The following is a 24329-nucleotide window of genomic DNA, read 5'->3' as shown; positions in this document are numbered from 1 at the left end:
GCGCGCGGCCGGGAGCGCGCCCGATTTCCGTTGAGCTCCATGGAGATCCGCGCAACATCTCCGTCGTGCGATCGCTGCTCCTCGCCGCCGCCTTCTCCCTTGTCGCGTGCTCGCGCCCCGAGCCGCCGACGCTCAGGCCCGAGGTCGCTGCGGTGACCGCCGTCACCGCCCAGGGCATCGATCTCCGGGTCCAGATCCAGGCGTACAACCCGAACAGCATCGATCTCACGACGCGCTCGATGAAGGCGACCGTGCTGCTCGACGGCAAGATCGACGTCGGCACGGTCACCGTGCCCACGCCGCTCAAGCTGGTCGCGAAGAAGTGGACGCGGATCGAGGCGCCGCTCTCGGTGAAGTGGCAGGATCTCACAAGCATCGCCGCGCTGGCGGCGCAGGGCCGGGGTGTGCCGTATCAGGTGAACGGCACCGTCGCGATCGGCGGGGAGACGCTCAACGTGGACTTACCGTTCCACCTCGCGGGGACGATCACGCAGGAGCAGCTCGTCACGGTGATCGGGAACTCGCTGCCGGGCCTGCCCCTCCCCGGCCTGCGCTGAGGCGTCCGTGCCCGTCGACGAGGCCATCGATCCACAGCGCTCGCGGTCGCTCGATGAGCCCGTGCTCGCCGCCGGGTAGCGCAGCCCCATGTCCGGCGGCCTGATCTTCCACGACGGCGGCGGCGGGTCCGTCGCGCGCTGCGGGCGCTGCGGCGCCGAGGCGGCGGGGCCGTGCGCGCGCTGCCACGCGCCCGTGTGCGGCGACTGCTGCGTGCTCACCGAGGGCGGCGCGCGCGTCTGGGCGATCTGCCTCGCGTGCGAGGATCGCGGCGGCCGCTCGCTCCGCCGGGGCTGGGCGACGGTCCTCGGGTGGATCGCGCTGCCGATCGCGGCGCTCGCGCTGCTCGTCGGGTTGCTCGAGTGGCTGCGCAGGTGATGCTGCGCAGGGGATGGTAGAGAGCGGAGGCGTCATGTTCAGCGTGAAGCAGATCGAAGGAGCGATCCCCACCGTGGAGCTCGCCGACAGCGGCGCATCGAGCCGCGCCGTGCTCGCGCCGTCGCGCGGTGGGATCCTGACGGAGCTGACCCTCGGCGGGCGCGAGCTGCTCTACCTCGATCGCGCCACCTTCGAGGATCGCAGCGCCAACGTGCGCGGCGGCAACCCCGTGCTCTTCCCTTCCCCGGGCAAGCTCGCCGGCGACGCCTGGTCGTCCTCCGGCGCGCACGGCCAGATGCGGCAGCACGGCTTCGCCCGCACCCTGCCCTGGTCGCTCGACGACCACGGGACCGCCGCGCCCGGCGGCGCCTATGCCCGGCTCGCGCTGCGCTCCAGCGAGGCGACGCGCGCGCAGTACCCCTGGGATTTCCGCGCCGAGCTCGCTTACACGCTGCGCGGCACGGCGCTCCGGATCGATGTCCGCGTGACCAACGAGAGCGACGAAGGCGCGCCGCCGATGCCCTTCGGGGTCGGGTTCCACCCCTACTTCGCCGTCTCCCAGGCCGACAAGCCCGGGGCCTCGGTCGAGACGCGGGCGACGCGCGCGTTCGACAACACAACGAAGCAGGAAGTGCCCTTCTCCGGCCTCGACCTGACCCGGCCCGAGGTCGATCTCCACCTGCTCGACCACGGCTCGACCGAGAGCGCGCTGTCGATCGAGGCCCCCCCGGCCGCGCGCATCGCGGTCCGCGGCTCGCCCGAGTTCACCCACTGGGTCGTGTGGACCCTGCAAGGCAAGGACTTCGTCTGCCTCGAACCCTGGACCTGCCCCGGCGACGCCCTCAACACCGGAGAGCGCCTGATCCACCTGCCGTCGCGGCAGACGCGGGCGCTGTGGATCGAGCTCTCCACCTGAAGCGCCCGCGGCCGCGCCTCCTCCGCAACCCCCCACTCGACCTTCGTGAAGGGCCGGCGGCCCGAGCGGCGTCCGCTCCGCTGAGCTCGGAAGCTTCGCGGTTGACGGCGGGACGGAAACGTCATGGAATTCCGGCCATGACTTCAACAGCCCACCTTATCGCACATCGTACCCTTCTTGCTCGCTGCCGAGCGCTGCTCGGGCGGCGGCCGCGCTTCCTGCTTTCCGCCTTGCCCGCCGCCGCGCTGGCCGTGACCGTCACGACGGGCGCCTCGGCGGCGCCGGTCTGGACCGGAGACTTCGAGACGGGCGACCTGTCCCAGTGGACAACGGCGCTGAACGGCGAGCGCATCTCGGTGGTGACGTCGCCCGTCCTGCAGGGCACGCGGGCCGGGCAGATCCAGCTCACAAACGACGCCGTGTGGCCCAACAACGGCATCAAACGCGTCGAGCTGAACCACAAGCCCGCCGCCGGGCGCACGGCCGAGGGCGACGATACGTATTTCGCCTGGAGCTTCTATCTCCCCGAGGCGCTCGCGGCGGACCCGCCGACGCAGATCGGGTACTGGGAGTCCGACCAGACCTACAATCAGGTGATGTCGTTCGAGGTCGTGGGACAGAAGATCAGCTTCGCCACCCGCAAGCCCGCGAACAAGGTGCACTGGGAGGCGGCTTCCGCGGTGACGCCCGGCGTGTGGCACCGCATCGCGCTGCACATCAAGTGGTCGACGAACCCGAGCCAGGGCTCCGTCGACGTGTGGTTCGACGGCGAGCAGGTCGTCACCGGGGGCCAGGCGCAGACCCTCGCCGACGGCAACGCGCACTTCACGCAGATCGGCCTGCTGCGCAACCCGGCCGAGTTCACGGACCGCCCCATCATCGTCCTCGATGACGCCGTGGAGGGGGACACCCTCGAGGACGTCCGTCCCGCGCTGCCCTCCTCCGGGGAAGGCGGCGCCGGGGGCGCGGGCGGCGGGGGGACGGGCGGGAACGAGAGCGCGGGCGGCGCCGGCGGCGCGGGCGGCGCGACGAGCGGCAGCGGCGGCGCAGGCGGCGGCGACGCGAGCGGCTCCGTCACGTCGACCTCCGCGGGCGCGACCTCCGGTGCCGGCGGCGCGGGGACCGGCGGCGCCGACGAGGGCGCGGACGAGGAGGGCGACGACGGCGGCTGCAGCTGCCGCGCCGCCGGCTCGCCGGCGGCCCCCGCGCCGCTGGCCGTCGCCGGGCTCGTCGTCGCGCTCGCGTTCGCGCGGCGGCGCGAGCGGCGCTGAGCCGGCGCGAGCGGCGCTGAGCCGGCGCGAGCGGCGCCGCGCGGGCCACGAGCTCGGCCGCGCCACACAAAATTGATTTTCGAATCAATTTTATTTATCCACACATTGACATTGTTGATCCAGGGGCGATACTAACCTCGTCCCGTGGCAAGATTTGTCGTTCGATGCCCGAGCTGCGACGGCGAGCTGCGCGCGACGCGGCTCGGCTGCCAGGCCTGTGGAACCAACCTGGATGGTCAGTTCGAGATCCCGGCGCTGCTCCAGCTGTCGCCGGACGATCTCGCCTTCGTGACCGCCTTCGTGCGGTCGTCGGGGAGCCTGAAGGCGATGTCTCAGCTTCTTCAGATCAGCTACCCGACGGTGCGCAACCGGCTCGATGAGATCATCGGCCGGCTGGAAGCGCTGGAGCAGGACGTTCAGCAGCGCCGGCACGAGATCCTGGATGCGCTCGAGCATGGCCGGCTCTCCGCGAAGGAGGCGGAGGAGGCGCTGAGAAAGGTGGGGCTATGATGATGACCACGCCCGACGAGAGGGTGCGCGCGCTCGTGCGCGACCACGTGATCAAGCCTGCGGAGGGCGAGCGGCTGCTGGCGACGCTGTCGCCGCGGCCTCCCCGGACCGGATGGCGGCTCGCGCTGAATCCTTTCGAGCGCTTCGGCGGGGGAGCCGCGGCCGTGGCAGGGCTGGCCGTCGCCGCGCTGAGCGTCGCCATCACGAGGCTCGGCGTTCGCTTCGACGGCTTCCTCGATCTGCACACGGCGCCTCGGGTCATCCCGTACACAACGGCGCTCCTGGAGCAGGTCGTCGTGTGGCCCCTGCCCGCCCTGCTCTTCTGGGCGTACGCGCGGCTCCTGCGGTGCCGCGTGCGGATCGTCGATTTCCTCGGCGTGACCGGGCTCTCGCGCGCGCCGCTCGCGCTCGCGGCGATCGCGCTCGGCCTGCTCGCCCCGGAGCTGCCAGCGGGCGTGCCCACGCTCACGCCCGAGCTGGCCGTCTTCGCCGTCCTGGCCACGCTGTGCCTCGTCTGGTTCCTGACGCTCCTGACCCAGGGCTTCAAGAACGCCTCCGGGCTGCGGGGCGCTCGGCTGATTGCAGGGCTCATCGGCCTCGTGCTCGTCTCGGAGATCGTCTCGAAGGTCGCGCTCGCGCACCTCGGCTGACTCCATCCATTCCGTCGCGCGCCGCCCGGTTCACGCGGCGCGCGCCCAGCACTGCTCGCTCGGCCGCGAGGGCGCACTGGTGTGCCCTCGCGGCGCGGCTCTCTCCCTTGCTTCTCGGAGGATCGTCATGTCACTGCGCTCGAATCTCCCGGTCCCGGCGCGCCGCGCCGTGTTCTCTCTCTCGTGTGCGGCCGCGCTCGCGTGCTCGCCCTTCGGCGCAGGCTGCAGAGCCGGAGAGGGCGAGTCGTCTCCCGGCGGAAGCGGCGCGCTCCCGGGCGCGACAGACCCGGCGCCGAACGCGCCGAACGCGCCGACGTGTCCGGAGGCCGCCAGCGTCGATATCCTTGTGGAGAACGCGCGCGGCACGCTGTCGGGCACGCTCGAGGTGCCGGCCGGGTGCGGGCCTTTCCCCTCGGTGGTGATCCTCCCTGGCTCGGGGCCGACCGATCGGGACGGCAACCAGGCCGCCGGGGGCATCCTTTCGGACATGTACAAGCTCCTCGCGGAAGGCCTCCGGGACAGGGGCATCGCGTCGATCCGCTACGACAAGGCCGGGATCGGCGGGAGCGTCTCCGCCGCGCCCCGCGCCGAGCAGGAGATGCGCTTCGAGATGGGCGCCGACGACGCGGGCCTGTGGGTGAAGGCGCTCCGCGACGACGGGCGGTTCACGACGATCACGGTCGTGGGGCACAGCGAGGGCTCGTTGCTCGGAATGCTTGTCGCCCAGGCGGCCGAGATCGATGGCTACGTCTCGATCGCCGGCGCGGGCCTGCCCATCGGCGATGTGCTGCGCGCTCAGCTCGCCGGCCTGCCGGACGAGGATCGCGAGAAGGGGTACGCGATCCTCGACCGGCTCGAGAAGGGCGAGCTCGTGGAGGATGTCCCGCAAACGGAGCTGTTCCTGAGCCTGTTTCGCCCGAGCGTGCAGCCGTACATCATCTCCTGGATGAAGCTCGACCCCGCCGTGGAGCTCAAGGCCGTGACCGCGCCGGTCCTCCTGCTGCAAGGGACGACCGATATCCAGGTCCAGGTGCAGGACGCCGAGCGGCTCGCCGGCGCGCGGCCGGACGCGGAGCTCGTCCTCATCGAGGGGATGAGCCACACGCTCAAGGAAGCGACGCTCTCGAATGCGTCGCAGAACGCGGCGTATACCGATCCGAACCTGCCCGTCGTTCCGCGCGTGCTCGACGAGATCGAAGCGTTCCTGCCGGCGGGGTGACGCGGCGTGCCCGCTCGATCAGCGACTGGCAACAACGCGCCTCGAGCGTGTTACCGTCCGGATCCTGGAAGTAGAACCAGCGCACGGACGGATCCTCCAGCCACAGGACGACAGGAGCCACGTGAAGCGCCGTGGCGAGGAGAATGCTACCGCGGGGCCGACGGAGCTCTGCTCAGCCCAGGAGAGCCCGCAGCGCACCCCATCGGTCGCGAGCGTGGACGCGCGCGCCTGCTCGACTGCCGCGCACGCCGTCCAGAAAGAATGGAAAGAGGAGCCGTCGCGTGCTCCTCGGCTGACTCGGATTACCCTGGGCGCACGACCATGCGCGCCCTCGTCCTGAAAGCCACGAAGAGCCCGCTCGTGCTGGAGGATCGGCCCGCCCCGCGGCCAGGGCCCGGTGAGGTGCTGCTCCGCGTGCGCGCCTGCGCCGTGTGCCGCACCGATCTGCACGTGGTCGACGGTGAGCTGCCGGAGGCCAGGCTGCCGCTCGTGCCAGGGCACCAGATCGTCGGCGAGGTCATCGAGGAGGTGCCCGCGCCCGGCGAAGCGCCGCGGTTCACGCCGGGCGCGCGCGTGGGCGTGCCCTGGCTCGGGTGGACCTGCGGCGCGTGCGCGTATTGCCGCGCGGGGCGGGAAAACCTCTGCGACCGGGCGCGCTTCACCGGATACCAGATCGACGGCGGCTATGCGGAGCTCGCCGTCGCGGACGCGCGCTTCTGCTTCCCTGTCCCCGCGGGCCTCCAGGACCTCGCGGCCGCGCCGCTGCTCTGCGCCGGGCTCATCGGGTACCGGACGCTGCGCATGGCGGGGGACGCGGAGTGGATCGGGATCTACGGGTTCGGCGCCGCCGCCCACCTCGTGGCGCAGGTGGCCCGCTTCGAGGGGCGGCGCATCTTCGGCTTCGTCCGGCCGGGCGACGACGCGGCGCGGGCGTTCGCGCTGGCGATGGGGGCCGAATGGGCGGGCTCTTCCTCCGACACGCCGCCCGAGGAGCTCGACGCGGCGCTGATCTTCGCCCCGGCCGGCGAGCTCGTGCCAGCCGCGCTGCGCGCCGTGCGCAAGGGCGGCACCGTGGTGTGCGGCGGAATCCACATGAGCGATATCCCCTCCTTCCCCTATTCGATCCTGTGGGGCGAGCGGGTGCTGCGCTCGGTGGCGAACCTGACACGCAGGGACGGCGAGGAGTTCCTCGCGCTCGCGCCGAGAGTCCCGCTGCGGACGGAGGTGAACGTCTACCCGCTGGAGGCGGCCAATGACGCGCTCGACGATCTGCGGAACGGCCGCTTTTCCGGGGCAGCGGTGCTCGTGCCGTCGTGAATGCGGAGGCGCCGGCGGGCGGGGACCGCCCCGCGCCGCGCTTCGCATCGTCGCACGACGAGATCTTCCACGTAAACTGTCGAGCTCTTCGCGCAGCCCAGCAACTCTTCCCTGGCCGGACTTCTGGCGGGCGGAGCTACGGGACCTGCGTCGCCCGGGCGATGATCTCCTTGACCACCAGCAGCATCTGGCTCGTCTCGGCGTGCTGCGCCCCCTCGGCGAAGTATGCCTGGAGCCTCTCCGAGCCCGCCCGGATCCGGTCGCTCTCCTCGCGAACCACGACGCGGAAGATCGGCCGCTCCGCGGTGCCCGTGAGGTCGACGCTCCCGTCGGTGGGCAGCGCGTCGCTCCGGTAGATCGCGATCCGCTCGTCCCCGAACAGCTCGCGAAGGCCCGCGAGCTGCTCGGCGCTGAGCTCTCCGCGGAGCGACGTCTGCCCCTTGTGGCCCTCGAACGTGCCGCTCAGCTCGATCCAGAGGACGGTCTCCTCGCCTGCGCCGCGGTACATCTCGAGCTGGGCCCAGGGCGCCGGCGGGATATCGGAGCCCGGATGACCAGCGCACCCGGCGACGCACAGCGCGCCCCACAGGAAGCCGGCGAGCGCCGCCCGCCTAGCACGTGATGATCTTGCTGCCATTGCTCGTGATGTTGAAGCAGGGGTCGACGTCGAACATCGTGTTCAGGATCCGGTTCGCCTCGTCTCGCGCGAAGGCCTTCATCGTCGACGAGCTGTGCTGCGCGTCGGCCTCGAAAGCATACCACCAGAGCCAGAGGACCTGGTAGCCGGCCGCGCCTCTCCCGCTGGGCGACCCGATCCCCGAGCACCCGTCCATGTACTTCTCGTCGCACGAGTCGCTCTTCGCGGGACACGCGTTGCTGCCATCGTTGCCGCTGTGACCGCACCAGTCCGCATGGCGCGCCTCGTGAACCAGCGTCCCGGCGCGCTCCACGACGTTCTCGTCGTAGAAGAACGGGATGTAGAGATCCGTGTAGTTGTCGATGATCGGCCCCCAGGTCGTGTGCGCTCGCTTCGACCCGTCCCCGCACCGCGCGTCCAGCTCGTCGAACTCGCGAATGGTGTAATTGCCGGCCCATCGCAGGAAGTTGCCGCTGAAATCGTTCGTCTTGAGCGCCTCGTTCGGCGACGCGTAGTTGACGAGCTGGATCGCCTGGAACGTGCGCGCCAGCGGCCTCCTCCGGTCGCAGGCGGCCTCCCAGCCGAAGCCGTTATCCCAGTCCCCCTTGTCGAAGTCGTACGCATCCCAGTAGAAGTCGATCCACGGCTGCGTGCACCAGAAGCCCTGCATCACCCCGGGATCGGTCGACCTGACCGTGTCGCAGGTGTCGGCGCGGGCCTCGGAGGCGAGACCGAGGAGCAAGCAAGACGCAAGAATGGCGCTGATCGTGTTTCTCATGGTCAATCCCCTCATCGAGCGGTGGACGGCGTGTCGGTTCGAGGCGTCACCTTGAATTTCCGATCCCCGGGCTTGTCCGGCTGCGCCGGTCGACCGAGGTTCGGGTTGTAATCTTTTGCATCGGCGACGTCCTCGGCGAGCGCCTTCCGCGCATCGACCAGCTCGATCCCGCCGACGTCGATCCCGAGCGCGTAGAGGCTCGCCGCTGCCGGGGTGCGCAGGAGGTCGCCGGCGGAGTGAATGGCCTTCAGCTCGTCCGCGGCGTGGAGGCGCTCGAGCCCGACGATCGCACGCAGGCGAACGCGGTATTCATCCGCGAAGAGGTGCTCGTCCTTGCCGGGCTCGGGGAGCGGGCTCTTGGCGATGGCGTTCAGCGGGTCGATGCCGTCGCGGAAGCCGAGGAGGCCCAGGAGATGAGCCGCCCGCCAGCGCATCTCGCCAGGCCTCGCCGACACCTTGGGGTCCGGCGGAGCTGACACCGACCACTCTTTATAGACGCCCACGACCACCGGGACGACCGCCGGGCCCACGGCCACGAGCTCCCGGAGCGACGCGTCGAACTCGGCGTCATTGCCGAACTCCCCCATGAGCGCCAGCTGCCTGTTCACCATCGCCTGGATGCAGTCCTTGCCGCATTCGATGGCTTGCGAATCGACCGCCGTGTCCTCCGGCGCGTCCTTCTCGGCGGGCGCGGCGCAGCCCGCGGACAGGGCGACGCAGAGGAGTATCATCGAATTTCTGATGGAGACCGACGACATGCTTCACCTCGGATTGTGTTCGTGCGAGGGCGAGCCTCGCCCCCTCGACTGCACGCTCGGCCGCAGCGCCTCGACGCCGTCGGCTCTGCGCGCTGGTTTCACGCGCGTGAGATGTGGATGCTGGGCAGGCGCTCTTCCCATCCCTCGACTCGAGATGGGAATCGTTCGACAGCGCCAGCGCGCTGCTCCGTCTCTCAATCCCTCGGTTGCAGTTGCAACCCTCGATCCATGCGCTGCGAGCGCGGCGGGTCGGCCGGGCGGGGCGTCGCCGGCGGCCGCGGTCTCCACGGAATGACCTGAAATTCGGGGGCGATCGCTCGCGGAGCGAGCGCCGGATCGAACATGCCCAGACGCCTGCTGGAATGCCAGAGACGCCGGGTCGGAGGCCGTGGCCTGGAGGTCGCGGCCGCCAGGTGGAGGCTCACCCCGCCAGCGGACCGGGGGGAAGCGGCGCGCGAGGGGAAGGCCGGGCGGCTCGTGAGGTGCCGACGGTTTCGGAGGCGGACGTCCGCCGTGGCGACTACACCCGCGCCGTCTCCTCGAGCTCCTTCCCGCGCGTCTCCGGCAGGAGCCACAGGATGAGCGCCAGCGCGATCACCGGGAAGATCGCCGTCGCGGACACCGCCCTCCCCCAGCCCATCTGCTCCGCGGCGACGCCCACGCCGATGGGAGAGAGGATGTAGCCGATCCGGCCGAGCAGGTTGTTGGACCAGGCGAGCGCGTCGGCCCGGAGGTGCGTCGGAAAGAGCTCGGAGTTGTACGCGTTCAGCACCGGCAGCACGCCGCTCGCGCCGAAGATGGCGAAGACCAGCGCGACCGTGAGCCCGGCGCGCGAGCCCAGCGAGTAGGCGCCGAGCACGCCGGCCGCCGCCAGCACATAGATGATCACCGCGCCCGCGCGGCGGCCCACCACGTCGAGCAGCTTGCCCGAGGCGAAGATGAGCGGCATCGAGACCACCGCGGCGAACGTGATGCTGGCGCCCACCTCGGCGTCGCTGAAGCCGCGCTCCCGGATCGCGAACGTCTTCCAGAACGTCACCGCGTTCTGCGTGCAAACGTACGTCAGCCCCCAGATGAGGGCGAGCTGCAGCATCCGCCCGCGGTGCGGTGAGCGCCAGATGCGCATGAGCGGCTGCGCGCCCTCCCCCTCCCGCGCGGCCGCCGCCTGCTCGAACCGCGCCGTCTCCCGCAGGCCGCGCCGGACCACCGCCATCACCAGGAGCGGGATCCCGCCGACGAAATAGACGCTGCGCCAGCCGTACGAGGTCGAGAGGAGCAGCGGCACGACCCCGGCGCACACGATGGAACCCAGGCTCGAGAACGCCTGGATGACGCCGATCACCATGCCGCGCCGGTCGCTCGGGTACTCCTCGGCGGCGTACACCATGCTGACCGCCCACTCGCCGATGAGGAAGATGCGCGCGAGGAGCTGGAGGACGGCAAAGACATAGACGTTCGGCGCGAGCCCCGTGAGCACGGAGAAGAGCGTGTAGCCCAGGATCGTGATCGTGAGCACCCGCCGCCGGCCCCACTGGTCCGCCTTGCGCACGAGCAGGTACGCGATCATCGTGCCCGAGTTGATGACCCCGACGAGGAGCCCCTCGTGGCGGGCCGCGAGGCCCATCTCCGCGCCGATGTTCGGCAAGATCTGCGTGAGCGCCAGGTAGTCGTAGCCCTCGAAGAACGAGGCCACGCTGAGGAACCAGAACAGCCGCCGCTGGTACGGCGTGAACGGCGTCTTCGGGGGCTGGGCAGCGGTCGTCATATCACCTGTTCCCTCCGAGCGGGCGCTCGTAGACGCGATAACGCCGGTAGATGGCGCACCCGGCCGACTCCACGATATGCCGCATCGGGGCGTTGTCCTCGTGGATCAACGAGGCCTCGAGCCGCTCGTACCCGGCCGCCCGCAGGCCGTCCACCACGCGCTGCACGAGGAGCGCGTGAAGGCCCGTCGACCGGAACGCCGGCACGACGCCGATCAGCTTGAAGCTGGCCGTCCGGACGCGGCGGAGCGCCCAGGCGACGCGCGCCCACCCGAGCGGCAGGAGCCGCCCGCGCGCCGCGGCGAACGCCTCGTTCAGCTCGGGGAGGCACACGGCGAACGCCGCGGGCTCGCCGCGCACCGTCGCGATCTGCAAGAGGCGCGGGCCCGCCAGCAGCACGAACGCGCGACCCAGGCTCACGAGCTCGGCGCGCGACATCGGGACGACCTCCGGCACGCCGCGGTACGCGTCGGTGAAGACGGCGTGGGCGATCTCCATGTCGCGGGAGATGCGGTGAGCCGCCGCGCTGCGCACCTCGAGGCCAGGAAGGCTCACCGACGCGGCCTTCCGGCGCAGGACCTCGGGGAGCTCCCGGGGGCGGCCCGCGGCGTCGACGAGCGGGGTGTCGTAGGCGAGCATGTCATAGCGCTTCGAGAACCCCTCGGCCTCGACGAGCTCGCGGTAATATGGCGGGTGATGGCCCGCGAGCATCGGCGGCCGGGAGCCGTACCCCTCGACGAGGAGCCCGATGTCCTCCACCCGCGTCACGTTGCGCGGGCCCCGCAGCGAGGTCGCGCCGAGCGCCCGCGCGCGCTCGCTCACCGCGCCGAAGAGCGCCCGCGCCGCCTCGGGATCGCGCTCGCACTCGAAGAAGCCGAAGAACGCCGTGCGCTCGCCGCCATGGCGGTCGTGGCGCCCGTCGACGAGGAGCGAGAGCGTCCCGACCGTCTCGCGCCCGCGCCGCGCACGGAAGAAACGGAGGTTCGCCTCGCGGAAGAAGGGGTTCTTCGGGTCGAGCCGCCGCAAGACGAGCGGGCGGAGGGGCGGCACGTAGCCCGGATCGGCCGCGTGGAGGCGCAGCGGCAGGTCGAGGATCTCGGTGAGATCCGCGGCGCTCCTCGCCTCCTCGATGGTGATCGACATCGAGGCGCTCAGTACCCCGCGAGCCGCTTGAACCGGAAATACAGCGGCGTGGGGCTGTTCTCGTGCTTCTCCTTGAGCGGGCCGCACATGAGCGGCAGGTACATCACGCGCCGCTGGCTCGCGTCGCCCGTGGCCGTGGCCTGCGCGACCCGGTGCCAGATGCGGCCGTCGTGGATCGTGAGGTCGCCCGCCTCGGCCTCGAGCGCGTACTCGTCCGGGTCGGGCCGGTGGTCGAGGAAATACGCCTTGCGGGTGAGCATCGCGAAGAGGCCCTGGCGGTGCGACGATGGGATCAGCCGCACGCCGCCCTTCGAGATGGGCGAGTCGTCGAGATAGAAGCCGACGTTCAGGTAGCGGCGCGGCTTCTCGAGATAGAACACGTCGCGCAGGCTGTCCGTGTGCCAGCCGAGGCGCTGGTACGTCGACCCCTCCTCGTGACGATAATGGTTGATGACGAGCCCGTCGCGCTCCCGCTCGGCGATCCGGTAGCCAGGCCCGGCGACGTCGAGGATCGCGCCGAACCGCGGGTCGCGCAGGAACGCGCGGAGGCGCTCGCCGAAGAGCGACGCGAACACCATGCGCTGGACGTTGCGCGACCCGTCCTTCCTGGTGCCGAGGATGAGCGGGACGCCGTTGATGTGCGTCCTCCCCTCCTCGATGAGCCGGCGATCGATGGCCTCCACCTCCTCGACGAGCGAGCGCACCGTGTCGCGGCCGGCGAAGCCCCGGAAGCGGATGAACCCGTGGGTGTCGAGGAAATCCCGCTGCTCGGCCGTGAGCGCGCCGCCCAGCGTGAAGTCCGGCAGCCGGATACGGCGGTTGGCCGGAGGCAGGTCGGCGGCGGGCTGCGGGGCGTGCACTGAAGCGTCTCCTTCCCGGGTCACTGGCCCGGGTCCACTAGCGCAGCCGGGCCGCGGCGGGAACAGCCGCCGCCGGGAGCCCCCGCCGGCGCGGAATCTGCACCTCGGCGCACGGCTTGCAACGTTGCGACATCGAGGGCCGCCTCGGCGCCGCGCTCCCGGCGCCGGGCCCTCGTGCCGAGCCCGCACGCCGCCCACCGCGCCGCCGGGCTGTCGACCATCGGCCCTGCCGGCGCTCGGTGGCACCTGCCTTGCAAACCGGCGCAGCGACCGATATGACCGAGCCGCCGGAGCCCGTGACCGAGAAGCAACAGCAAGGCGAGCCGCAGAAGACCCTGATCCGCGAGAGAGCGCGCCGCTCGCGCGCCTTCACCTGGGGCTTGCCGCTCGTGCTGTGCGCGGCGGTCGGCGCGGCGGTCGGGCTCGGCGGCTACACGTTCATCTACGCAAAGGGCGCCTCGTACCTGCAGGACGACCCGGCGGCGTGCGCCAACTGCCATATCATGAACGAGCAGTTCGCCGGGTGGCAGCGCTCGAGCCACCGCGCTGTGGCAGGATGCAACGATTGTCACGCGCCCCACACGTTCCTGGGCAAATATGCCACCAAGGCGTCGAACGGGTTCTGGCACTCCTTCGGCTTCACCACGGGTCGCTTCCCGGACCCGATCCGGATCAAGCCCAGCAATCTGCGCATCACGGAGGAGGCCTGTCGCGGGTGTCACGGAGACATCGTGCACGCGATCGACAGCGAGCACCGCGGCGCGCCCCGGCTCTCGTGCGTGCGCTGCCATGAATCGGTGGGTCACCTTCACTGAGGTGCGCCCGCCGCACGAGGGATGGAGACGATGACGGAGCCCAAGGACGAAGGATCCACGACAAAGCGCCCGCCGCAGCCGGCGCTCCGGCGCTACCTGCCGCTCATCACGATCGCCGCGGCGGCCGCGACCGCCGGGCTCGCGGCGCTGCTCGTGAACATCTTCGAGCACAAGCAGGAGGCGAAGAACCCGTTCTATCGTGTCGTCGAGCTTGACGATACGATAGATGACCCCGCGATCTGGGGGAAGAACTTCCCCATCCAGTACGACAGCTACCGGCGCACGGTCGACCAGAAGCGCACGCGCTTCGGCGGGAGCGAGGCCGTGCCGCGCACGCCGACAGAGGCCGATCCGCGCAGCGTGGTCGCGCAGTCGAAGCTCGAGGAGGACGGGCGGCTGAAGACGATGTGGGCCGGTTACGCCTTCTCGCGCGACTTCCGCGAGGAGCGCGGCCACGCCTACATGCTCGAGGACCAGGTGTACACCGAGCGGCAGGCCGCGACGAAGCAGCCGGGCACCTGCATCCACTGCCACGCGTCCGTGTACGTGCCGTACAAGAAGCTCGGCGGCGGCGACCTCATGCGCGGGTGGGAGGCGATGAACCAGATGCCGTTCCCCGAGGCGCGCAAGCTCGTGACGCACCCGGTCTCGTGCATCGATTGCCACGATCCGGAGTCGATGCAGCTCAGGGTGACGCGGCCCGGGTTCCTCGAGGGCATCCGCGCGCTCAAGGCGTCGATGGGCGAGAAGGACTACGACGTCAACACGATGGCCACGCGCCAGGAGATGCGCTCGTACGTCTGCGGCCAGTGCCACGTGGAGTATCACTTCAAGGGCCCGGAGAAGCGCCTCGTGTACCCGTGGGCGAAGGGCATCAAGGTCGACGAGATCTATGCCTATTACGAGGAGACGGGCTTCTCGGACTGGACGCACGCCGAGTCGGGCGCGAAGGTGCTGAAGGCGCAGCACCCCGAGTTCGAGATGTGGAATCAGGGCGTCCACGCCCGCTCCGGCGTGGCCTGCGCGGACTGCCACATGCCGTACCAGCGCGTGGGGGCGGCGAAGGTGACCGATCACCACATCCAGAGCCCGCTCCTCAACATCAACCGCGCGTGCCAGACGTGCCACAAGTGGCCCGAGGACGAGCTCCGGCAGCGCGTGGAGACGATCCAGGAGCGCCACTTCGAGACGCGCAACCGGGCGATGGACGCCGTGACCGCGCTGATCGGCGATATCCGACGCGCGAGGGAGGCGGGCATGACGGACGAGGCGCTCGCGGACGCGCGCGCGGCGCAGCGGAAGTGCCAGTTCTTCGTCGACTTCGCCGAGGCCGAGAACTCGTCCGGCTTCCACGCGCCCCAGGAGGCGATGCGCATCCTCGCGTCCGCCATCGACACCTGCCGCCGCGGCCAGCTCGCGCTGCGCGACGGCGCCCCGGCCGGGGCGATCGCGGCGCCGGCGGGCGCGGAGGCGGACGCGGGATCGGCGACGCCGGGCGAACCCGCTGCGGCGGACGCCGGGGGCCGCTGAGCCCTCGTCACACGAGACACGAGCTCTCGCAGATACGCTGGTCGCGCGGAAGGAGTGAGGACGAAGAGCGCCTCACCGCCGAGCGGGCTCTCCTCGAAACATCCTCCGGGCCGGCGAGCTGGACCTTGATTCCATGGCTCCAGCGGAGCGTACTTGTGTCCCTCCATGCATCTGAAGCGGCTCGATTCAAATGACCATCTCGTCACGAGATAGTGCTTGGATCCTCCAGTTGAGATCCGTACGGTGGCGGCGGAAAGGGATGACACCATGGCAACATGCCGCAATCGTTCGAGCGCCGCCGCTGGATGTGCCGTCTTTGCGCTGCTCGCCGCGTCGTGCGCGTCCGGAGATGCGGGCGCGCCGGCAGCTGAGGTGATCCACGTCTCGCACGTGGGCAAGGACACGGTCGGCACGTTCCTCAACCGGCTCGCGACCGAGGCTGGCCAGGTCGTCGTGACCCGCGCCGCCGTCGAGGACGCCTGGCAGAGCGTCGCGCTGAAGGAAGAGCGCGATTCGTCGCTGCACGTCGTCGAAGGGCCGCTGCCCGCCGCGGCGCTCCCGGGAGAACGCGCGCGCGTCGGCGGGCTCGCCGTCGTCGCCATCCCCACAGGCCACGAGCCCCACGACTGGCTCGGCTCGCACCGATACCACGCAGAGCCGATCGCGGAGACCGAAGTGGTCCTGTCGCACACGCGCAGCCGGCAGGGAGCCCCCGCCCCGGCCGGGAGGCGCGCGGCGCTCGCTGGCGCCGCCGCCAACCTCCAGATCGACGCCGAGTTCCTCGAGGCGCGCCTCAAGGAGCTCTCCGGCGCCGTGCCCGTGACCCTCGGCGGCCGCTCGGTCGTCCTCCGCGAGCGCGGCTCCGAGAGCGGGCGCTCCATGGCCCGAACCTGGCTGCGCCAGCAGTACGAGGCGCTGGGGTTCACCGTGCGAGAGCACCCCTATCGAAGCGGCTGGAGCCAGGGGGTCAACGTGACGGCGGACAAGCCCGGCGCCGATCCGTCACGCGTCCTCATCCTCTCGGCCCACTACGACTCGGTCAACAACGCCGGCGCCGACGACGACGGCTCCGGCATCGTGTCGTCGCTCGCCATCGCCCGCGCGCTGAAGGACGCACGCCTGAGCATCGGGCTCCGCGTCGTCGCCTTCGATCAGGAAGAGAACGGCCTCCTCGGCTCGAAGGCCTATGCGCGCATGCTCGACCAGAACGGGCAGCTGGAGCAGGTCGTCGGCGTCCTGGATCTCGAGATGACCGGATACGACGCCAACGACGATGGGCACTATCACGTCATCCATTGCAACGAGAACACGTCGTCCGAGCTGGCCGCCCGGGTCGAGGCGGCCGCGACGCGCGGTGAGCTCGGCCTGATCCGGACGGACGCCTGCACCAACCGCAGCGATCACGCGGCGTTCTGGCGCTACGGAGCGCCGGCCGTGGCCGTGTCACAGGACTTCTTCGGCGACGACGGGAACCCCTGCTACCACAAGCGCTGCGACACGGTCGATCAGCTCAACTGGGACTACATGCGGCGGCTGACCCAGGCCGTCGGCGTCGCCGCGGCCGATCTGCTGATCGAGTAGCATGAGACCGCCGCGCAGCGAGGCTCATCCCCGATGGGCCCGTGATGCGCGAGCGCCCCACGGCGGGCAAAAAAAACAGAGCGCCCGCTCGACGGCAGGGGGGGAAAGCCATCACGGGCGCTCTGCTCTGTCCACATTAGCAGGATGCGGGCCAGGATGTTCCTGGCGCATTTCGCGGGATCGTCCGCGTGGGAACCGCTCGCGGTCTTTCACTCCTGAGATCTGCGCTTGCAAAGGTGGCAGGTCGGCAGCTCCCCGGGAAGGGCGTTGCCACGGCGACGCTAGGGTGCAGGCGCCGCGGCGGCGGCGCCCGGCCGGCTCGCGTACAGCGCGAGGTGCTCGTAGGCGATTGTCGCGCCGGCCAGCGCCGTGATGCCCGCGATGTCGTAGGCCGGCGCGACCTCGACGACGTCCGCGCCGACGACATCCACGCCCGCTATCCCGCGCAGGATCTCGAGGGCGGTCGCGGTGCTGAGCCCGCCGCAAACGGGGGTGCCCGTGCCCGGCGCAAAGCAGGGATCCAGGCAGTCGACGTCGAACGTCACATAGACCTTGCGCCCCTGGACCACCTCCAGGACGCGCTGGGCCACGGCCGCGGCGCCGTTCCGGTGGACCCAGGGCGCGTCGAGGATCTGGAATCCATGCGGCTCCGGATTGTAGGTGCGGATCCCGATCTGCACCGAATGGGCCGGATCGACGATGCCTTCCCGGGCGGCGTGGAAGAACATCGTGCCGTGGTCGATCCTCCCCCCGTCGTCACCGACGCTCCAGGTGTCCGAGTGGGCGTCGAAGTGGATCAGCGAGAGCGTGCCGTGCTGCTTGTGCAGCGCCCTCAGCACGGGCAGCGTGACGAAATGGTCGCCGCCGATCGACAGCGGCGCGGCCCCACCGCGGAGGATCCCCGCGATGTGCGCCTCGATCGCGGCAGGGATCTCCATCGGCCTGCCGAAATCCCACTGGCAGTCGCCGTAGTCGACGATCGCCAGCCGATCGAGCGGGCTGACCTTGCAGCCGTACGGGGGGGCCCAGGCAAGCATGGCGGACGCCTCCCGCACGGCGCGCGGGCCGAAGCGCGCGCCGGAGCGCTGCGTGGTCGCCGTGTCGAGCGGCAGCCCCGTCACCGCGACGTCCACCCCTGTCAGATCGCGCGAGTACTTCCGGCGCAGGAACGACAGCGCGCCCGCGTAGAACGGCTCGTACGAGACGCCGGTGAGGCCCTCGGCCGTGAACGCATGATCGCCGCGCGCGCTATCCTCCATCTTGACTCGCTCCCATCTCCGGATGAACCACCGCCGAGAGGTACCATGCTCCGCGCGGCGGGATCCGGGAACCTCGCGGGCGCCGGCCGGCGGCGGCGCGGTACGCCCGGCGGAACTGCCCTGTCCGCCTGCTCGTCTTCATGTCCGCGTCAACCGGTGGATCGCGGCGGCGAGCGACTGGAAGATGGCGATGCCGTGCAGCTCGATCCCGAGGCTGACCATGCGCTGCGCCATCGTGGGCCCCACGCCGACGAGGCTCACGCGGGCTCCGAGCAGCCGCGTCGCCTGCGCCGTCTGCACCAGGGCCGCCGCGGTCGCCTCGTCGACGAGCGGCACGCCGGTCACGTCGAGCAGCACCCACCGGGCCCCCTCGCGCGCGACGCCCGAGAGCACGGCCTCCAGGATCTGCTGCGCCCTCGCCCCGTCGATCGCGCCTATCAGCGAGATGAGCAGCACCCCGGGCAAGAGCGGGATGACCGGACAGCCGAGCTCCCGCACCGTGCTCGCGAGCGCGCGCTCGCGCTCGTAGGCGGCGGCCAGCATGTCGCGCTCCGCCTGCAGCGCGGCCTCCATGTCATGACGCTCGAAGGCCGCGACGAGGAGCGACACCCACATGGTCAGCGGCCGGAGGTTGTCGGCGAAGCTCTCGGTGTGCAGCCCGCCGAGCACCAGCATCCCCCAGTCGCGCTGCGCGCTCACGATCGGGACCATCACGAGGTACCCACTCGGCTCGTCCGGCAAGGCGGCCTCGAACAGATCGAGCGGCGGAAAGGCGTCCGACGGGCACCGGCGCCCCACGAGCGCGGCCACGTCCGGATCGGTCGTATGCACGCTGTCGATGACGAGCTCGGGCCCACCCGGGCCCGGTTCGCTCGCCCAGACCGCGACGCACCCGAAGCGCACGCTCGTGTGCCGCAGCCACCCGAGGCGCTCGTCGCTCCAGCTCTGCCTGGACGCGAGCAGGCCGCCCATGTCCATGTTGGCGCGGACCAGCCGCTCGAGGCTCCTCACCCCGCGCCGCTCCCACGCCGCGAGCGCCCGCTGCTGCGCGAGGCGCACGCGGTCGAGGAACGCCTCCGTCCGGCGCGCCGCGTCCGGCCCCGTCGCGCTCGCGAGCTGCTGCGCGGCGGTCAGATGGATCTGCTCCACGACATCGAGGAGCACCTCGATCCGGCTGTCGCTGTGCGCGACAGCGACGCCGAAGGCGCGCTCGAGCGCCCCCACCTCCGGCAGCTCCGCCCCGGCGAGCACGGCGCCGAGGTGCCGCGCGATGACCTCGGCCCCGGGCCAGACGAGGGGCGCCTCTCCGGGCGGCGAGTGCGACGGCCCCTCGACGAGTCGGCTCATCCGGCGGGCCAGGTCGCGCTGCCAGTCGCCCCGCTCCCCGCCGAGCTCCGGCGACGACGGCCGGGGCTCCCACGCAGGGCTGCCGCACGAGCGCCGCCGCACCAGCTCGGCGGGGACCCGCGTCACGAGCTGCTCGGGAGCGCGGCCGGCGATGACATCGGCGAGCCGCTCGACGGCCGTCCTCCCGAGCAGCTCCGGGCTCTGCCGCATCGTCGTGAGCGGAGGATCGCAGTACTGGGCGGCGCAGATGTCGTCGAACCCCACCACGGCGATGTCCTCGGGCACGCGGTAGCCGCGCGCCCGGATCGCCTTGACGGCGCCGATCGCCATCTCGTCGTTGCCCGCCACGATCGCGTCGCAGAACCTGCCGTCGCGCTCGAGGAACGCCCCGAGGCGCCGCTCGGTGTACCTGTTCGTGCAGTCGTCGAAGCTGGAGAGCAGGTTGAGGCCGGCGTCGAGCCCGCGCGCGCGGAGCGCCTCGTCGAACGCCGCGCCCCGCTCGATGAAGTCCCCGGATGACGACTTGCCGATGTAGGCGATCCGGCGGTGGCCGAGGCCGACGAGGTGCTCGATCATGCCGTGGATCGAGGCGTGGTTCTCGGCCCGCACGACCGGACAGCGCGCGTCGAGCGCAGGCGCGCAGAAGATCACGGCCGGCGCCCCGCCCGCCAGGAGCTCCTCCAGGCCGTCGATGGTGTACATCGTGATCCAGCCGGCGATCTGGCGAAGGCCCACCCCGCGCTCGACGATGGACCGAGGCGACCCCTGGCTCAGGAGGAGCTGATAACCGCGCTCGCGCGCGGCGCGGTGCATGCCAGCGAGCGCCATGGCATCGAAGGAGTTGTCCAGGAAGACCGAGGCGACCCCGATGACATTCGAGGTGCGCTGACCGACATGCCTCGTGCTCATCCCCTTCGTGCCCTCCCCTCCCGCCGGCGAGCCTACCACCCCTGTCGACGACGCGTCCGGGAACATCGGTCAGCCAGAGCGCCCCGTCAGGTGGCTTATCGCGGCGGCCAGCGACTGGAAGATGGATATACCCTTCAGCTCGATCCCGAGGGCGATCATGCGCTGCGCCATCGTGGGTCCCACGCCGACCAGGCACACGCGCGCTCCGAGCAGCCGCGTCGCCTGCGCCGTCTGCACCAGCGACCCCGCGGTCGCCGCGTCCACGAGCGGGACCCCGGTCACGTCGAGCACCACCCACCGGGCCCCCTCGCGCGAGACGCCCGCGAGCACCGCCTCCAGGATCTGCTGCGCCCTCGACGCGCCGATCGCGCCTATCAGCGAGATCAGGAGCACCCCGGGCAAGAGCGGGATGACCGGACAGCCGAGCTCCCGCACCGTGCTCGACAGCGCGCGCTCCCGCTCGTAGGCGGCGGCCAGCATGTCGCGCTCCGCCTGCAGCGCGGTCTCCAGCTCGTAACGCTCGAACGCCGCCGTGAGCAGCAGGGTCCACATGCTCACCGGCTGGAGGTTGTCCGCGAAGCTCTCGGTGCTCAGCCCGCCGAGCACCAGCGTCCCCCAGTCGCGCCGCCCGTTCACGATCGGGATCAGCACGAGGTAGCCGTTCGGCTCGTCCGGCGAGGCGGCCTCGAACAGCGCCGGCGGCGGGAAGACGCCCGCCGGAACCCGCTGCCCCGCGAGCGCCTGATGGCCCGGCCCGACGGCGCTCAGGCTGTCGATGACGAGCTCGGGCCCGCCCGGGCCAGGATGCGCCGCCGGGAGCGCCAGGCACGCCACGCGCATCGAGGTATGTCGCAGCCACCCCAGGCGATCCTCGAGCCATGCCTGCTTCGACGCGAGGAGCATGCTCGTCTCCATGTTGACGCGGACCAGCCGCTCGAGGCTCTGCACGCTGCGGCGCTCCCACGCCGCGAGCGCCCGCTGCTGGGCGAGGCGCGCCCGATCGAGGAAGGCCGCCACCCGGAGCGCGGCGTCCGGCCCCGGAGCGAGGGCGAGCTGCTGCGCGGCGGCCCGCTCGAGCCGCTTCACGATCGCGAGGAGGACCTCGATCCTGTCGCTGTACGCGACCGCGGCGCCGAACGCGCGATCGAGCGCCGTCACGTCCGGCAGCTCCGCCCCGGTCAGCGCCGCGTCGAGGCTCCGCACGACCCCCTCGACCTCCGGCCAGACGAGGGGGGCCTCTTCGAGCGGCGACGGCATCCCCCCCGCGAGCACGTCGTTCAGCTGCCGGCAGAGGCCTCGCCGCCAGTCGTCGGTGGGCCCGACCGGCCCCGCGTGCAGCGCGGCGTCCCACGCGGCGCCGCCGCCGCACGAGCGCCGCAGCACCAGCTCGGCGGGGATGCGGGTCACGAGCCGATCCGGAGCACGGCCCTCGAGCAGATCGGCGAGCCGCTGCACCGCCATGCCCCCGAGGAGCTCGGGGTTCTGCCGCATCGTGGTCAGCGGCGGGTCGCAGTGCTGCGCGGCGGTGATATCGTCGAACCCCACCACGGCGATGTCCTCGGGCACGCGGTAGCCGTGCGCCTGGATCGCGTTGATGGCGCCTATCGCCATCTCGTCGTTTCCTGCCACCAGCGCGGTGCAGAACTTGCCGTCGCGCTCGAGAACCCCGCGCAAGCGCTGCTCGGTGTAGAAGATCGTGCACTCGTCGAAGTCGGAGAGCAGGTTGAGATCGGTGTCGAGCCCGCGCGCGCGGAGCGCCTCATCGAACGCCGCGCCCCGCTCGATGAAGTCGCCGGATGACGACTTGCCGATGTAAGCGATCCGGCGGTGGCCGAGGCCGACGAGGTGATCGACCATCCGGTGGATCGAGCCGTGGTTCTCGGCCCGCACGACCGGACAGCGCGAGCCGAGCGCGGGCGCGCAGAAGATCACTGCCGGCCTTCCGTCGGAGATCAGCTCCTCCAGGCCGTCAATCGTGTACATCGCGATCCACCCGGCCACCCGGTCGAGGCCCACCCCGCGCTCGATCACGGCCCGAGGCGGCCCGTACATCAGGAGGAGCTCGTAGCCGCGCTCTCGCGCGGCGCGGTGCATGCCAGCGAATGCCCCGGCGTTGAAGGAGTTGTCGATGAAGACCGCCGCGACCCCGATCACATCCCGTGTCCGCTGGTCGACATGCCTCTCGCTCATCCCGGTCGTGTCCTCCCCCGTATCCGACGGGCGAGCCTATCACCGACCTTGACGAAGCAACTGGAGAACTTCGGCGCCAGGCCCGGGGCCGCTCGATCCGGCGCGACGCTCCCCGGTGCGCGCATGTAAATAATCCTGCACGGCCACGCCAGGACGGTCGATTTTACCGAGGCTTCTGCGCGACGTCGTGGGCGCGCTGACCATGGCTCGTTGGCTCGTGGGGAGCCCCACGCAGAGCGCGAGGCCGGCGGAGGGGCTCATCAGGGCACGGCGATCTCGCCGGGCAGGGCCGCCGGCCGTCCGCGCGAGCGCCTCCGTCAAGGCGCCTCTGTCAAGACGGCTGAGCGCGGGTGGGGTCGCGCGCCTCAGCGAGCGTGGCCGACAGGGAGCTGCGGGCCGATGCAGCCGCACCCGCACTCGCCGGAGAAGAGCGTCTCCGGCCGCGAGCAGGCGAAGTCGAGGAGCATGCACTCCATCGGATCTTTGGAGACATAGCGCACGTCCGGATCGCCCGGGTCCGGACAAGCCTCCGGCTCGGGGCTGATGCAGCCGCACCCGCACTCGTCGTAGAAGAGCGTCTGTCCCTCCGCGCAGTAGAAGTCGATGAGGTGGCACTCCTCGATATCGTGCGACACGTAGCGGACGCTCGGATCGCTCGGATCCGGGCAAGCCGCCGGCTCAGGGCTGATGCAGCCGCACCCGCACTCATTGGAGAAGAACCTGTCCGGCGGCGAGCAATCGAAGTCGATGACGGCGCACTCTCTCGGGTCGTGAGAGACATAGAGGACCTTCGGGTCGCTCGGATCCGGGCAGGCCTGCGGCGCAGGGCCGATACAACCGCACCCGCACTCGACGGAGAACGGCTTCTGCTCTGGCCCACAGGCGAAATCAACGCCGGGGCACTCCGGCTCGCGAGACACGTAATGAACGTCGGGATCCTGCGGATCCGGGCAGCTCCCGCCGCCGCCGCCCGGCGAGGGGCCGCACCCGAGCTGTCCGACGATCGAGGAGGCCGCAAGGAACAACAAGGCATAGAGTCGCATGTTCGTCTCCAGTTCTTTCTTCGAGAGGGTTGATCCGTGAAGATGCACCTCCCCCTCGGGGCCCACCTCGGGCCCCCGGGGAGGAGCGAGAGCTCGGGCCGGGTTCAGGGAGCGTCGCGGGCGAAGAGCGTCACCGCCCGCCGGGAGACCTCCGGAGAAGAGACCTCGACGAGCAGCACCTCCTCGCGCGCGGCGTCCTCGACCGGCTGGAACACGACGCGGACCTCGGTGGCCTCCCCGGCCTCGAGGACCACGGGCGCCGTCGCTCCCTCCAGGAGGACCCCGGGCGCCGGCGCGCGCAGCGCGATCGCGTCGATCGCGAGCGGCGCGGCGCAGGTGTGCACGAGCCGGAGGGCGCGGCTTACCGCCGCGCCGGCGGCGGTCGCGGGCAAGGCGAGCTCCGGCTCGACCTGGAAGCAGTCGGCGAGCGGGCGGGGCGCGCGCTCGAGGACGCCGCTCTCGACGACGAGATCCGCCGGCTCGGAGCGGGCCGCGCCGCGCCGCGCCTGGACGCGCAGCTCGTCCCCTCGGACGGCGCCGATCTGAAGCGCGAAGCTCCCGTCGTCCGCGACCGGCGCGACCACCGGCGGCCCGGCGCCGTCGAGGTTCACCGCCCAGACGAGCTCGGCGTCCTTCACGCTCCCGGGCCCGCCGGCGAGCTCCAGCTCCACCGGCGCGCCGTCGCACCCGTCGCAGAACGCGCCGACGAGGTCCCCGGCGAGCGCCGGCGCGGAGGGCGGCTCCGGGATGGGGTTCACCCCGCACCCGGCGACACAGGCAACGAGAAGAGCCGCGAGCCAGCGCATCAGGCCTCCATCCCGTCGAACGCGGTTCATCGTCTCGACATCCTGTGCAGCGTCCTGTTCAACGTCCTGTTCAACGTCCTGTTCAACGTCCTGT

At 71.2% G+C, this 24329-nt stretch carries 22 protein-coding genes; 11 read left to right on the top strand and 11 right to left on the bottom strand.

Going from position 1 to position 24329, the window contains the following annotated elements:
• Positions 1 to 65: 65 nt before the first annotated feature.
• The 8 genes from WMF17_RS07960 to WMF17_RS07925 all read left to right on the top strand — a co-directional run bounded on the left by WMF17_RS07960 (position 66) and on the right by WMF17_RS07925 (position 6816).
• Positions 66 to 557, top strand: a complete 492-nt coding sequence (locus WMF17_RS07960) for an LEA type 2 family protein (RefSeq protein ID WP_437648829.1) — start codon at positions 66 to 68, stop codon at positions 555 to 557.
• An 88-nt stretch (positions 558 to 645) separates the two neighbouring features.
• Positions 646 to 933, top strand: a complete 288-nt coding sequence (locus tag WMF17_RS07955) for a hypothetical protein (RefSeq protein WP_437487923.1) — start codon at positions 646 to 648, stop codon at positions 931 to 933.
• Between the two features lie 34 nt (positions 934 to 967).
• On the top strand, positions 968 to 1849 hold the full coding sequence (locus tag WMF17_RS07950; RefSeq protein ID WP_437648828.1) for a galactose mutarotase: 882 nt from the start codon (positions 968 to 970) through the stop codon (positions 1847 to 1849).
• A 230-nt stretch (positions 1850 to 2079) separates the two neighbouring features.
• Positions 2080 to 3120: a polysaccharide lyase gene (locus WMF17_RS07945; RefSeq protein WP_437601358.1), complete on the top strand. Its 1041-nt coding sequence runs from the start codon at positions 2080 to 2082 to the stop codon at positions 3118 to 3120.
• A 144-nt stretch (positions 3121 to 3264) separates the two neighbouring features.
• Positions 3265 to 3630, top strand: coding sequence for a DUF2089 domain-containing protein (locus tag WMF17_RS07940; protein WP_437578986.1), 366 nt, complete (start codon positions 3265 to 3267; stop codon positions 3628 to 3630).
• On the top strand, positions 3627 to 4280 hold the full coding sequence (locus WMF17_RS07935; RefSeq protein ID WP_437648827.1) for a YIP1 family protein: 654 nt from the start codon (positions 3627 to 3629) through the stop codon (positions 4278 to 4280). Before WMF17_RS07940 ends, WMF17_RS07935 begins: the two co-directional genes overlap by 4 nt.
• Positions 4281 to 4407: 127 nt before the next feature.
• Positions 4408 to 5499 carry an alpha/beta hydrolase gene (locus WMF17_RS07930; RefSeq protein ID WP_437601355.1) on the top strand — a complete coding sequence of 364 codons (1092 nt, stop codon included), beginning with the start codon at positions 4408 to 4410 and terminating at the stop codon, positions 5497 to 5499.
• A gap of 321 nt (positions 5500 to 5820) precedes the next feature.
• Positions 5821 to 6816 (top strand): zinc-dependent alcohol dehydrogenase family protein, encoded by a 996-nt coding sequence (locus tag WMF17_RS07925; protein WP_437648826.1) that lies wholly within the window; start codon positions 5821 to 5823, stop codon positions 6814 to 6816.
• 136 nt (positions 6817 to 6952) lie between these two features.
• Here WMF17_RS07925 and WMF17_RS07920 read toward each other — a convergent pair whose 3' ends face one another.
• The 6 genes from WMF17_RS07920 to WMF17_RS07895 all read right to left on the bottom strand — a co-directional run bounded on the left by WMF17_RS07920 (position 6953) and on the right by WMF17_RS07895 (position 12755).
• The gene (locus WMF17_RS07920) at positions 6953 to 7453 is read right to left on the bottom strand and encodes a hypothetical protein (protein ID WP_437648825.1); all 501 of its coding nucleotides are present in this window, start codon (positions 7451 to 7453) and stop codon (positions 6953 to 6955) included.
• On the bottom strand, positions 7428 to 8231 hold the full coding sequence (locus tag WMF17_RS07915; RefSeq protein ID WP_437601352.1) for a hypothetical protein: 804 nt from the start codon (positions 8229 to 8231) through the stop codon (positions 7428 to 7430). Before WMF17_RS07915 ends, WMF17_RS07920 begins: the two co-directional genes overlap by 26 nt.
• Positions 8232 to 8242: 11 nt before the next feature.
• Positions 8243 to 8962, bottom strand: a complete 720-nt coding sequence (locus WMF17_RS07910) for a hypothetical protein (RefSeq protein WP_437601351.1) — start codon at positions 8960 to 8962, stop codon at positions 8243 to 8245.
• Positions 8963 to 9509: 547 nt separating this feature from the next.
• Positions 9510 to 10754: an MFS transporter gene (locus tag WMF17_RS07905; RefSeq protein WP_437648824.1), complete on the bottom strand. Its 1245-nt coding sequence runs from the start codon at positions 10752 to 10754 to the stop codon at positions 9510 to 9512.
• 1 nt (position 10755) lies between these two features.
• Positions 10756 to 11895: a hypothetical protein gene (locus tag WMF17_RS07900; RefSeq protein WP_437601349.1), complete on the bottom strand. Its 1140-nt coding sequence runs from the start codon at positions 11893 to 11895 to the stop codon at positions 10756 to 10758.
• Between the two features lie 8 nt (positions 11896 to 11903).
• Positions 11904 to 12755: a phytanoyl-CoA dioxygenase family protein gene (locus tag WMF17_RS07895; protein WP_437648823.1), complete on the bottom strand. Its 852-nt coding sequence runs from the start codon at positions 12753 to 12755 to the stop codon at positions 11904 to 11906.
• Between the two features lie 275 nt (positions 12756 to 13030).
• On the opposite strand from WMF17_RS07895, the gene nrfH reads away from it, so the two are divergent.
• The 3 genes from nrfH to WMF17_RS07880 all read left to right on the top strand — a co-directional run bounded on the left by nrfH (position 13031) and on the right by WMF17_RS07880 (position 16681).
• Positions 13031 to 13570 (top strand): cytochrome c nitrite reductase small subunit, encoded by a 540-nt coding sequence (gene nrfH, locus WMF17_RS07890; protein ID WP_437648822.1) that lies wholly within the window; start codon positions 13031 to 13033, stop codon positions 13568 to 13570.
• A 30-nt stretch (positions 13571 to 13600) separates the two neighbouring features.
• Entirely contained in the window at positions 13601 to 15100 is a 1500-nt protein-coding gene (locus WMF17_RS07885; RefSeq protein ID WP_437648821.1) for an ammonia-forming cytochrome c nitrite reductase subunit c552, read from the top strand.
• Between the two features lie 267 nt (positions 15101 to 15367).
• On the top strand, positions 15368 to 16681 hold the full coding sequence (locus WMF17_RS07880) for a M28 family metallopeptidase (protein WP_437648820.1): 1314 nt from the start codon (positions 15368 to 15370) through the stop codon (positions 16679 to 16681).
• A 281-nt stretch (positions 16682 to 16962) separates the two neighbouring features.
• On the opposite strand, the gene speB is transcribed toward WMF17_RS07880, so the two are convergent.
• From speB to WMF17_RS07855, 5 genes are all read right to left on the bottom strand, one after another.
• Positions 16963 to 17940: an agmatinase gene (gene speB / locus WMF17_RS07875; protein WP_437601342.1), complete on the bottom strand. Its 978-nt coding sequence runs from the start codon at positions 17938 to 17940 to the stop codon at positions 16963 to 16965.
• 138 nt (positions 17941 to 18078) lie between these two features.
• On the bottom strand, positions 18079 to 20196 hold the full coding sequence (locus tag WMF17_RS07870; protein WP_437648819.1) for a substrate-binding domain-containing protein: 2118 nt from the start codon (positions 20194 to 20196) through the stop codon (positions 18079 to 18081).
• Positions 20197 to 20265: 69 nt separating this feature from the next.
• Positions 20266 to 22386, bottom strand: coding sequence for a substrate-binding domain-containing protein (locus WMF17_RS07865; RefSeq protein WP_437648818.1), 2121 nt, complete (start codon positions 22384 to 22386; stop codon positions 20266 to 20268).
• Between the two features lie 365 nt (positions 22387 to 22751).
• Positions 22752 to 23429: a hypothetical protein gene (locus tag WMF17_RS07860; RefSeq protein ID WP_437601338.1), complete on the bottom strand. Its 678-nt coding sequence runs from the start codon at positions 23427 to 23429 to the stop codon at positions 22752 to 22754.
• 104 nt (positions 23430 to 23533) lie between these two features.
• Positions 23534 to 24265: a hypothetical protein gene (locus tag WMF17_RS07855; RefSeq protein WP_437648817.1), complete on the bottom strand. Its 732-nt coding sequence runs from the start codon at positions 24263 to 24265 to the stop codon at positions 23534 to 23536.
• Positions 24266 to 24329 lie beyond the last annotated feature (64 nt).

Source organism: Sorangium sp. So ce362, from assembly GCF_051519845.1.
Lineage (GTDB): Bacteria > Myxococcota_A > Polyangia > Polyangiales > Polyangiaceae > Sorangium.
The sequence above is the reverse complement of the archived record's forward strand: the minus strand, read 5'-3'. Positions and strand labels throughout refer to the sequence as shown.

What these genes read in the sequence shown, in the direction of transcription:
- WMF17_RS07880 (WP_437648820.1), top strand. Translation starts at nt 15,368, where the DNA reads ATGGCAACATGCCGCAATCGTTCGAGCGCCGCCGCTGGATGTGCCGTC.
- WMF17_RS07905 (WP_437648824.1), bottom strand. Translation starts at nt 10,754, where the DNA reads ATGACGACCGCTGCCCAGCCCCCGAAGACGCCGTTCACGCCGTACCAG.
- WMF17_RS07865 (WP_437648818.1), bottom strand. Translation starts at nt 22,386, where the DNA reads ATGAGCGAGAGGCATGTCGACCAGCGGACACGGGATGTGATCGGGGTC.
- WMF17_RS07935 (WP_437648827.1), top strand. Translation starts at nt 3,627, where the DNA reads ATGATGATGACCACGCCCGACGAGAGGGTGCGCGCGCTCGTGCGCGAC.
- WMF17_RS07860 (WP_437601338.1), bottom strand. Translation starts at nt 23,429, where the DNA reads ATGCGACTCTATGCCTTGTTGTTCCTTGCGGCCTCCTCGATCGTCGGA.
- WMF17_RS07910 (WP_437601351.1), bottom strand. Translation starts at nt 8,962, where the DNA reads ATGATACTCCTCTGCGTCGCCCTGTCCGCGGGCTGCGCCGCGCCCGCC.
- WMF17_RS07885 (WP_437648821.1), top strand. Translation starts at nt 13,601, where the DNA reads ATGACGGAGCCCAAGGACGAAGGATCCACGACAAAGCGCCCGCCGCAG.
- WMF17_RS07925 (WP_437648826.1), top strand. Translation starts at nt 5,821, where the DNA reads ATGCGCGCCCTCGTCCTGAAAGCCACGAAGAGCCCGCTCGTGCTGGAG.
- nrfH (WP_437648822.1), top strand. Translation starts at nt 13,031, where the DNA reads ATGACCGAGCCGCCGGAGCCCGTGACCGAGAAGCAACAGCAAGGCGAG.
- WMF17_RS07930 (WP_437601355.1), top strand. Translation starts at nt 4,408, where the DNA reads ATGTCACTGCGCTCGAATCTCCCGGTCCCGGCGCGCCGCGCCGTGTTC.
- WMF17_RS07950 (WP_437648828.1), top strand. Translation starts at nt 968, where the DNA reads ATGTTCAGCGTGAAGCAGATCGAAGGAGCGATCCCCACCGTGGAGCTC.
- speB (WP_437601342.1), bottom strand. Translation starts at nt 17,940, where the DNA reads ATGGAGGATAGCGCGCGCGGCGATCATGCGTTCACGGCCGAGGGCCTC.
- WMF17_RS07900 (WP_437601349.1), bottom strand. Translation starts at nt 11,895, where the DNA reads ATGTCGATCACCATCGAGGAGGCGAGGAGCGCCGCGGATCTCACCGAG.
- WMF17_RS07920 (WP_437648825.1), bottom strand. Translation starts at nt 7,453, where the DNA reads ATGGCAGCAAGATCATCACGTGCTAGGCGGGCGGCGCTCGCCGGCTTC.
- WMF17_RS07955 (WP_437487923.1), top strand. Translation starts at nt 646, where the DNA reads ATGTCCGGCGGCCTGATCTTCCACGACGGCGGCGGCGGGTCCGTCGCG.
- WMF17_RS07915 (WP_437601352.1), bottom strand. Translation starts at nt 8,231, where the DNA reads ATGAGAAACACGATCAGCGCCATTCTTGCGTCTTGCTTGCTCCTCGGT.
- WMF17_RS07870 (WP_437648819.1), bottom strand. Translation starts at nt 20,196, where the DNA reads ATGAGCACGAGGCATGTCGGTCAGCGCACCTCGAATGTCATCGGGGTC.
- WMF17_RS07855 (WP_437648817.1), bottom strand. Translation starts at nt 24,265, where the DNA reads ATGAACCGCGTTCGACGGGATGGAGGCCTGATGCGCTGGCTCGCGGCT.